The following is a 9,041-nucleotide window of genomic DNA, read 5'->3' as shown; positions in this document are numbered from 1 at the left end:
AGGCGCAGCAGCGCGGCGACCCGCTCGGCCGTCGCCGCGCGGCCGGCGACGAGGCCATCGAGCCCGTAGGCGACGTTCCGGCCGACGCTCATGTGCGGGAACAGCGCGTAGGACTGGAACATCATGTTCACCGGCCGGCGATGGGCCGGCAGCGCGGCGAGATCCTGGTCGCCGAGGCGGATCGCGCCCGAGCTCGGCGCCTCGAACCCGGCGATCAGGCGCAGCAGCGTGCTCTTCCCGCACCCCGAAGGCCCGAGCAGGCAGAAGAACTCGGACGCCGCCAGGTCGAGGGAGACGGCGTCGACGGCCGTTCCGGCCCCGAACCGCTTGGTCAGGTTCTCGAGTCGCAGCAGCGGCGCGGACAAGGGCTCAGCCGTCCTCGCGCAGGGCCTCGGCGACCCGGGCCTCCAGCAGGTCCGGCCGGCGGATCACCAGGGCGCCGCGGGTGCGGTCGACGAGGCCCTCTGCCGCCATCACCGTGAACTCGCGGGTCACCTGCTCGCGGCGGCAGCCGATGCGGGCGGCGAGCACGTGGTGGTAGGGCGGCGGCGTCACCACCCGCTCGTCGCCCCCGCCCGCCCGCGGCACCGAGAGCCGCAGCAGCTCGGCATAGAGGCGGTGGCGCAGGTCGAGCAGCGCGTGCTCCATCAGGCGGGTGTTGAGCTCGCGCACGCGCTTGGTCAGCAGGCGGAACAGCCGGTCGGCGATGGCTTCCGAGGCGAACACCATCTGCCGGAACACCGAGGCCGGGACGACGCAGAGCTCGCCGCGGGTCAGCGCCGTGACGTTGGCCGAGCGGCCGACGCCGTCCAGCGCCGACAGCTCCCCGAAGAACGCGCCGCCGCGCATCTCGCCCAGGATCACCTCCTTGCCGGACTGCGTGCGGTTGAGGATGCGCACCTCGCCGGTGGCGAGGAAGTAGACGTCGGTGGAGACGTCGTCGAAGTCGACCAGCACCTCGTTCTCGTCGAAGCGGCGCCAGTGGCAGCGCGTCTCGAAGGGGCCGAGCTCGATGCCCGGCTCCTTGAAGAACGGAATGGTGGAGAGCCGTGCCATCGAAAACCGGTCCCTTCGCGATGCGCCGGGACCGCCGCGCCGCGGACCGTCTGAAAGTCCGCGCGACCGGCCCGACCCGGAGCATCGCGTCGTCGAGCTTGTTGCGGGATCGTGACGACCGGGTCGTCACCGGTCAAGCCGACCGTTGGCGATGGAGGTGGATGGGGCCGCGCCGGACTACGCGAGACTGTGATTTCCCGTTCGCGCCGACGTCGCTTAGGTGAAGGACCGCATTCGGCCTGCGAGGGCGCCCGGGATCCGGAATGCCGCGCCTGTTGCCCCCCGATCGAAGGCCTCCGGCCTCACCGCCCGACCTTTTCGCGCCGGGACGCGCGGCGATTTCGATCCCCCTCGACGCGCGCCACGCCCCGGCCGGTCCCGGTTTCGGCGGTCGTCGGGCGACCCTCGGGGCCGCGTTCACGCTGGCGGGACGCGGGCTTCACACCGGGCGCCGCGCGACCGTGCGCGTCGGCCCGGCCCCGCCCGGGCACGGCATCGTCTTCCGCCGGCGGCTTCACGGCGGGCGAACGGTCGACGTCCCGGCGCTGTGGACCCTGCGCGAGCGCCAGCCTTTGTGCACGGCGTTGCGCTCGCCGGAGGGGCCGCTGGTCCGCACCGTCGAGCACCTGCTCGCCGCGCTCTCGGCCCAGCGCATCGACGAGGCGCTCGTCGAGATCGATGCCGAGGAGCTTCCGATCTTCGACGGCAGCGCGGTGCCCTGGTGCCGCGCGATCCGCGCGGCGGGCCGGATCGAGAATGGCGAGCCGCGCCGCATGATCCGGGTGCTGCGAACCGTCGAGGTGGTGGACGGCCGGCGCACGCTGCGCATCGCGCCGCATGACGGGCTCCACGTCTCCGCCCACCTCGCGCTGGCGCATTTCGGCCCGCTCGACTGGTCCGGCCCGGTCACGCCGGACGTCTTCCTCGCGGAGATCGCGCCGGCGCGCAGCTTCGGGCGCTACTGGCGCGCGATGCTCGGGCGCGCCTACGGCTTCGCGACGCGCAAGCCGTTCCTGCAGGGCTGCGGCGCGCGCTCGGCGGCGATGATCGTGCGCGGGGGGATCGTCGGCGGGATGCGGGTGCCCGACGAGCCGGTGCGCCACCGCGTCCTCGACCTCGTCGGCGACCTCGCGCTCGCCGGCCATCCGATCCTCGGGCGGCTGACGGCGGCCCATACCGGGCACGAGCTCAACCACGCGCTGGTCGCCAAGCTGATGTCCGACCCGACGGCTTGGGACCTGGTCTGAGGCGTCCCACGGCTCAAGCGCATGGCACCGCACGCTTGCCACCGGGCGCCGGTCTCGCCAGAACGCCCCATGCTCCGCGTCAACGACCTCACCCTCCGCATCGGCGAGCGCCTGATCCTCGACGGCGCGAGCTTCTCGATCCCCGACCGCGCCCGCGTCGGCCTCGTCGGCCGCAACGGCGCCGGCAAGACCACCTTGTTCAAGGCGATCCTCGGCGAGTGGCCGGTGGATGCGAGCGCGGTCTCGATGCCCAAGGGCATGCGCATCGGCGCGGTGGCGCAGGAGGCGCCGGCCGGGCCCGAGACGCTCCATGCGGTCGTGCTCGCCGCCGACACCGAGCGCGCGAAGCTCATGGCCGAGGCGGAGGGCGCCGACGGGCTGCGCCGTGCCGAGATCGAGACGCGGCTCGTCGACATCGGCGCGCATTCGGCGCCGGCCCGCGCGGCGGCGATCCTGCACGGCCTCGGCTTCGACGCGGCGGCGCAGAACCGGCCGTGCTCGGACTTCTCGGGCGGCTGGCGGATGCGCGTGGCGCTCGCCGCGGTGCTGTTCTCCGAGCCCGACCTGCTGCTGCTGGACGAGCCGACCAACTACCTCGACATCGAGGGCACGATCTGGCTCTACGACTACCTCGAGCGCTATCCCCGCACCGCGATCATCATCTCCCACGACCGCGACCTGCTCGACGAGTCGGTCGACCACATCCTGCACCTCGACCGCGGCAAGCTGGCGATCTACCGCGGCGGCTACACCTCCTTCGCCAAGCAGCTCTCCGAGAAGCGGATGCTCCAGGCCAAGGCCAAGGTGAAGCAGGATGCCGAGCGGGCGCATCTCCAGAGCTTCATCGACCGGTTCAAGGCCAAGGCGACGAAGGCGCGCCAAGCGCAGTCGCGCGTCAAGAAGCTCGCCAAGATGGTGCCGATCGCCGGGCTGATCGAGGACGACGTGCCGGTGATCCACCTGCCGAGCCCGGAGAAGCCGCTCTCGCCGCCGATCGTGGCGATGGAGCGGGTGGCGGCCGGCTACCCCGACCGCATCGTGCTCTCGGGCCTCAACCTCAGCCTCGCCCCCGACGACCGCGTCGCGCTGCTCGGCGCCAACGGCAACGGCAAGTCGACCTTCTGCAAGCTCATCGGCGGCCGGCTCGACGCGCTGTCCGGCGAGCTGCGCCGCTCCTCGAAGATGAAGGTCGCCTACTTCGCCCAGCATCAGCTCGACGAGCTGCGCCCGGCCGAGAACGCGGTGGCGCACCTGCGCACGCTGATGCCGGACGCCCCCGAGGCGCGGGTGCGCGCCGCCACCGCCCGGCTCGGGTTTCCCGCCAACAAGGCGGACACGCCGGTCTCGCAGCTCTCGGGCGGCGAGAAGGCCCGCCTGCTGATGGGGCTCGCCGCCTTCGAGGGGCCGCACCTGCTGATCCTCGACGAGCCGACCAACCACCTCGACATCGAGAGCCGGCAGGCGCTGGTCGAGGCGATCAACGACTACGAGGGCGCGGTCATCCTGGTCAGCCACGACCGCTTCCTGGTCGAGGCCTGCGCCGACCGGCTCTGGCTGGTCGCCGACGGCTCCGTGAAAACCTTCGACGGCGACATGGACGATTACCGGCGCCTCGTGCTGGCCGGTCCCGAGCGCGACGCCGCCCGCGACGAGGACGCCTCGGGCGGCAAGCAGGCCGAGGCGCGGCGCTCGGCGGTGGAGCGCCGCGCCGCGCTTGCCCCCTTGCGCAAGCGGCTCGAAGGCTTGGAGGCGCGCATGGACAAGCTCACCGCCGCCATCGCCAAGATCGACGCGGCGCTCGGCGACGGCACCGCCTTCCTCCAGAACGCGGCCAAGGCCGGCGAGATCGCGAAGATGCGCGCCGACGCGGTCGCGGCGCTCGGGGCCGCCGAGGAGGAATGGCTCTCGGTGAGCGGGGAGATCGAGGCGGCGGCCTGATCGGCCTTCAGCCCCTGTACAGGCGCAGCCCGCGACAGGATGTCGACGTTCCACGATATGAACCGTCGCCGTGCGGGAGAGCGTCGGCGATCGAGGATGGATGATGCCTGATACGGTCGTGCTCGATGCCATCGCGCCGACGACGCCGGCGGCCGGTGGGCCGGACACGGTCGTCGCCATCCCCGTGCGCAACGAGGCCGAGCGCATCGGCTTCTGCCTTGACGCCCTCGATGCGCAGCAGGGCTTGGCCCCGGGCCGCCTCGGCATCGTGCTCTTCCTCAACAACTGCACGGACGACACCGCCCGCATCGTCGCCGAGCTGGTGCCGCGGCTTTCCGTGCCGGTGCGGGTGATCGAAATGGAATATGCCGGCGCCCATGCCGGCTGGGCCCGGCGCAAGGCGATGGACGCGGCCGCCGGCTGGCTCGGCGGCGCCGGCACCATCCTGTCCACCGACGCCGACAGCCGCGTGCCGCCGGACTGGGTCTTCGCCAACCTGCGCGCGCTCGCGGCCGGCGCCGACGCGGTCGCGGGCCGGGTCGAGCTGATCCCCGAGGAGGCGGCCCTGCTGCCGCCCTCGCTCCCGGCCCGCGGACGCCTGGAAGACGCCTACAGCGCGCTCCTGACCGAGGCGGAGGCGCGGATCGACCCCGATCCCAACGACCCGTGGCCGTGCCACCGCACCACCATCGGCGCGACGCTCGCCGTCAGCCGCGACGCCTACGCCCGGGTCGGCGGCATGCCGGAGATCGCCCTCGGCGAGGACGGCGCCTTCGTCGCCCGCCTCCTCGCGCACGGGTTCCGGGTCCGCCACGACCCGGCGGTGATGGTGTTCATCTCCGCCCGCCTCACCGGCCGGGCGCCGGGCGGGGTTGCCGACACCATCCGCTCCCGCTGCGAGGATCCCGGCGCGCTCTGCGACGCGCGACTCGAACCGGTGCCGCGCGCGCTCCATCGCTACCTCTGGCGCCGCCGCCTGCGCCGGCTCCATGCCTCCGGCCGGCTCGGGGCGAGCACGGCCTGGGCGCGCCGCCTCGGCATCCCGGCGGACGAGGCGGCGCGGATCGCCGCCCTCCCCCTTGTCGGCCAGGTCGTCGCGGAGGCCGAGCGCGCCAGCCCGAAGCTGAAGCACGCGCCGCTGAGCGTCCCGCGACTGCCCGGCCAGATCCGGCTCGCGAAGGCGGTGCTGCCGGTCGTGCGGGCGTTCGCATCGGTTCGGGACCGATGGGAGGGGCCAGTGGCTGTCGCGGCGTCGACATCGGCAGGGGCGGTCACGCGGGCCATGCCCTGAACCAGGTAAGGCGCCGGTCCCCTCTCCCGGTGGCCTCAGGCCCGCGCCGGCGCGGGCGCCGGCGACTTCGCCTTTCCGAGCCCCAGCACCAGGGCGCAGCCGATGGCGGAGAGGATCACCAGCGGCATCAGCCCCAGCGGGTAGCTTCCCGTCGCGTCCTTGATGACGCCGAGGAGGTAGGTGCCGAGGAACCCGCCGATGTTGCCGATGGCGTTGATCTGGGCGATGCCGGCCGCGGCCGCGCCCGCCGAGAGCCATTCGGTCGAGAGCGCCCAGAACGGGCCCTTCACGGTGTAGGTCGCGGTGATGGCGAGGCACAGGATCAGGATCGTCGGCCATAGCTGGCTCGTCAGCACGGACGCGGCGAGGCTGGCGGCCAGCAGCCCGAGCGGCAGCGCGGTGTGCCAGACGCGCTCGCGCCGCCTGTCCGAGGACCGCCCCCAGACGATCATCAGCACCGAGGCGATGCCGAAGGGGATCGCGTTCAGCAGCCCGGTCTCGAGGTTGGTCAGGCCGAAGGACTTGATGATCTGCGGTTGCCACAGCGACAGGCACTGGCTCGCCCCGGAGGCGCCGGCGTAGATCAGCGAGGCGGCGAGCACGTAGCGGTTGGTCATCACCTGCCGGAGCGAGAGGTGGCCGGCGGGCCTCCCCGCGCCCTCCACCACCGAGGCCCGGTCGTCCGCCAGGCGCTCGGTGAGCCAGGCGCGCTGCTGCGGCGTCAGCCAGCTCGCGCGGGCGGGGCCGTCCGGCAGCAGGACGAAGGCGAGGATGCCGAGCAGCACCGCCGGCACCGCCTCGATCAGGAACAGCCACTGCCAGCCGCGGAAGCCGAGCATCCCGTCGGTGCCGAGCAGCCAGGCCGAGAGCGGCGACCCGAGGAAGCTCGAGATCGGGATCGCGACCATGAAGATCGCCACGATCCGCCCGCGATAGGCGCGCGGGTACCAGTAGGTCAGGTAGAGGATCACGCCGGGGAAGAACCCGGCCTCGGCCGCCCCGAGCAGCAGGCGCACCGCGTAGAACGAGACCGGGCCCATGACGAAGGCCATCCCGGCCGAGACGAGCCCCCAGGTGATCATGATCCGCGCGAGCCAGATGCGGGCGCCGAAGCGCTCCATCGCGACGTTGCTCGGCACCTCGCACAGCACGTAGGACACGTAGAACAGGCCGCCGCCGAGGCCGAACTGCGCCGGCGACAGGCCGATGTCCTGGTTCATCTGCAGGGCGGCGAAGCCCGCGTTCACCCGGTTGACGAAGGCGACGAAGTAGGCCAGCATCAGGAACGGCAGGATGCGCCACGTCACCGTGCGCAGGGTGGCGCGCTCGATCGCGCCGATCTCCGCCTGAGCCATGGTCCGTCACTCCCTCGCGTCGCCGGCGCATCCGGCGTTCCACGAACCCGGCACCCCTCGGCCGGGGACGATCGCGACACCGCCGCCCCCCTGTCAACGGCTGCCGGGTGCGGCGCCGCGGGCGCGATGCGACGGCGAGGCACCAGGCGGCGCCAGGCAACGTTCCGCCCGCTCATCCCGTTGTCGGGACGACCGATCCGTCCCGAGACGAGGCGCAAGGCGATGGCGACGAGCCCCGACGGCTTACCCCCTGCCCTTCCCGGGCGGCGGGAGGTAATCGACACGGCGGCTGGCCGGGTGAGCGTCTACGGCTCGGCCGAGGCCGAAGGGGTGCCGCTGCTGCTGATCCACTCGATCAACGCCGCCGCCAACGCCTACGAGGTCCGCCCGCTCTACCTGCATGCGCAGGGACGACGCCCGGTCTACGCCCTCGACCTGCCGGGCTTCGGCTTCTCCGAACGTTCGCGCCGGCTCTACACTCCACGGGTGATGGCGGACGCGATCCACGCCGTCGCCGACGCGATCGCGCGCCGGCACGGCGGCGTCCGCATCGACGCGATCGCGCTCTCGCTCTCGGCCTCCTACCTCGCCCGCGCCGTGGTCGAGCGGCCGGAGGCCTATCGTTCGATCGGCCTGATCAGCCCGACCGGGTTCGACCGGCGCCTCTCCGGGCGCGGGCCGGCGGGCGGCGACCGCGGCAGCCCGCGCGTCCGTGCGATCGTCGATTCGCGCCTCCTCGGGCCGGCGCTGTTCGCCCTCCTCGTCAGCCGCCCGAGCATGCGCTTCTTCCTGCAGAAGACCTTCGGCTCGAAGCGGATCGACGAGGGGCTGTTCGCCTACGACTACCACTCGGCCCACCAGCCCGGGGCGCGGCACGCGCCCTACTGTTTCGTGGCCGGCCACCTGTTCCCGACCGACGCCACCACGCTCTACGAGGCGCTGACGTTCCCGGTGCTGATGCTCCACGGCAGCCGCGGCGACTTCGTCGACTTCCGCGACGCGCCGCGCTTCGCCGCCCGGCCGAACTGGACGATCCGGGCCCTGCCGACCGGGGCCTTCCCGCATTTCGAGGACCCGGCGACGGTGACGGGGCTCTTCGACGGGTTCTTCGCCGGCCTCGCCTGACCACTCAGGCCGCGGCGACGCGATAGCGGAGCCAGACCACCCCGCCGGACAGGGTCTCGCAGGATCTCAGCTCGAGCCGGCGCTTGGCCCCGAGCGAGTCGGCCTCGGTGCCGTCGACGTCGAACACCGCGGGCGTGCCGCGAAGGCCGTCGACGGCCGGGGCGAGCAGCAGGCTGAGCTCGTCGATCACGCCGGCCCGCAGCATCGAGCCGTTGAGGCCGCCGCCGCCCTCGACCAGGAGGCGGGCGATGCCGAACAGGCGGCCGAGCTTCTCCACCGCCAGCGCGAAGTCGATCGTCTCGGTGCCGGCGAACAGGTAGGATTGCCCGCCCGCCCGCAGGCGTCTCAGATGCGCGTCGGGGACGGCCTCGGTCAGGACCACCACCACGTGATCGCCGGTGATCTCGTTCCGCGCGCCCCAGTCGAGGCGACCCTTCGCGTCGAGGGCCACCGCGTAGCCGGACGCGTCGCGCCGGGCGACGTGGTCCTCGCGCGGCACCGGGCCGTCATCGGCGGGCGGGGCGGCGAGCGGCGTGGCGCTGTCGGCGTAGCCCTGCATGGTGACGCGGCCGCACATCCAGGCATCGCCGTCGAGGCGCGCGTGCACCGTCTCGTAATGGCCGTCGGCGTCGATCCCCCAGCGGCGGGTCTTGATCCGCCCGTCGACGGAGCTGGTCATGTGGCAGATCACGTGCGGTCTGGCGGTCTCGGCCATCGTCGGGTCTCCTGCGGACGGGTCGCCGCTGGAACTAGCCCGCGACGGCCCTTCGCACAGGGGCCGCTCAGCTGACGCGCCAGCGTGATTCGAAGCCGATCAGGCGCGCCGCGCCCAACGCGGCGCTCTCGGCGCACTCGGCCGGGATCCGGCGCCACGCCGGAGGCCTGCGGAAATCGAAGCGGCGCATCGTCTCGCGCATCAGAAGCGCGATCTGCGCCTCGGTCTCCGGCGGGATCGGCCGCCCGGCCCACTCGTTCGGCGCCCGTGCCGGCGCCGCGGCGACGACTCGATCCCACGGCAGGCCCCAGGCG

The 9,041-nt window shown here is 73.1% G+C and carries 7 protein-coding genes and 2 pseudogenes; 4 read left to right on the top strand and 5 right to left on the bottom strand.

Features of this window, described 5'->3' with window-relative positions; translation table 11 throughout:
• Together FV223_RS13075 and FV223_RS13070 are read right to left on the bottom strand one after the other, a co-directional pair.
• The coding region (locus FV223_RS13075) for an ABC transporter ATP-binding protein (RefSeq protein ID WP_147727457.1) at nt 1–365 on the bottom strand (365 nt) is incomplete at its 3' end.
• A gap of 4 nt (nt 366–369) precedes the next feature.
• On the bottom strand, nt 370–1,056 hold the full coding sequence (locus FV223_RS13070; RefSeq protein ID WP_147727456.1) for a Crp/Fnr family transcriptional regulator: 687 nt from the start codon (nt 1,054–1,056) through the stop codon (nt 370–372).
• Nucleotides 1,057–1,319: 263 nt separating this feature from the next.
• On the opposite strand from FV223_RS13070, the gene FV223_RS13065 reads away from it, so the two are divergent.
• The 3 genes from FV223_RS13065 to FV223_RS13055 all read left to right on the top strand — a co-directional run bounded on the left by FV223_RS13065 (nt 1,320) and on the right by FV223_RS13055 (nt 5,532).
• Nucleotides 1,320–2,303, top strand: coding sequence for a UDP-3-O-acyl-N-acetylglucosamine deacetylase (locus FV223_RS13065; RefSeq protein ID WP_147727455.1), 984 nt, complete (start codon nt 1,320–1,322; stop codon nt 2,301–2,303).
• A gap of 69 nt (nt 2,304–2,372) precedes the next feature.
• The gene (locus FV223_RS13060) at nt 2,373–4,241 is read left to right on the top strand and encodes an ABC-F family ATP-binding cassette domain-containing protein (RefSeq protein ID WP_147727454.1); all 1,869 of its coding nucleotides are present in this window, start codon (nt 2,373–2,375) and stop codon (nt 4,239–4,241) included.
• A 103-nt stretch (nt 4,242–4,344) separates the two neighbouring features.
• Nucleotides 4,345–5,532, top strand: a complete 1,188-nt coding sequence (locus FV223_RS13055) for a glycosyltransferase family 2 protein (RefSeq protein ID WP_147727458.1) — start codon at nt 4,345–4,347, stop codon at nt 5,530–5,532.
• 35 nt (nt 5,533–5,567) lie between these two features.
• Here FV223_RS13055 and FV223_RS13050 read toward each other — a convergent pair whose 3' ends face one another.
• On the bottom strand, nt 5,568–6,887 hold the full coding sequence (locus tag FV223_RS13050; RefSeq protein WP_147727453.1) for an MFS transporter: 1,320 nt from the start codon (nt 6,885–6,887) through the stop codon (nt 5,568–5,570).
• 243 nt (nt 6,888–7,130) lie between these two features.
• Here FV223_RS13050 and FV223_RS13045 point away from each other — a divergent pair.
• Nucleotides 7,131–8,012: pseudogene (locus tag FV223_RS13045) on the top strand (alpha/beta hydrolase); the annotation flags it as partial.
• 4 nt (nt 8,013–8,016) lie between these two features.
• Here the strand turns inward: FV223_RS13045 and FV223_RS13040 are convergent.
• A complete protein-coding gene (locus FV223_RS13040) occupies nt 8,017–8,727 on the bottom strand; it encodes a RibD family protein (RefSeq protein WP_147727452.1) in 711 nt (236 codons plus the stop codon).
• Between the two features lie 67 nt (nt 8,728–8,794).
• Nucleotides 8,795–9,041, bottom strand: a pseudogene (locus FV223_RS30385) (hypothetical protein); the annotation flags it as partial.

The organism is Methylobacterium sp. WL116, assembly GCF_008039455.1.
GTDB lineage: Bacteria > Pseudomonadota > Alphaproteobacteria > Rhizobiales > Beijerinckiaceae > Methylobacterium.
The sequence above is the reverse complement of the archived record's forward strand: the minus strand, read 5'-3'. Positions and strand labels throughout refer to the sequence as shown.

What these genes read in the sequence shown, in the direction of transcription:
- FV223_RS13070 (WP_147727456.1), bottom strand. Translation starts at nt 1,056, where the DNA reads ATGGCACGGCTCTCCACCATTCCGTTCTTCAAGGAGCCGGGCATCGAG.
- FV223_RS13055 (WP_147727458.1), top strand. Translation starts at nt 4,345, where the DNA reads ATGCCTGATACGGTCGTGCTCGATGCCATCGCGCCGACGACGCCGGCG.
- FV223_RS13065 (WP_147727455.1), top strand. Translation starts at nt 1,320, where the DNA reads ATGCCGCGCCTGTTGCCCCCCGATCGAAGGCCTCCGGCCTCACCGCCC.
- FV223_RS13040 (WP_147727452.1), bottom strand. Translation starts at nt 8,727, where the DNA reads ATGGCCGAGACCGCCAGACCGCACGTGATCTGCCACATGACCAGCTCC.
- FV223_RS13050 (WP_147727453.1), bottom strand. Translation starts at nt 6,887, where the DNA reads ATGGCTCAGGCGGAGATCGGCGCGATCGAGCGCGCCACCCTGCGCACG.
- FV223_RS13060 (WP_147727454.1), top strand. Translation starts at nt 2,373, where the DNA reads ATGCTCCGCGTCAACGACCTCACCCTCCGCATCGGCGAGCGCCTGATC.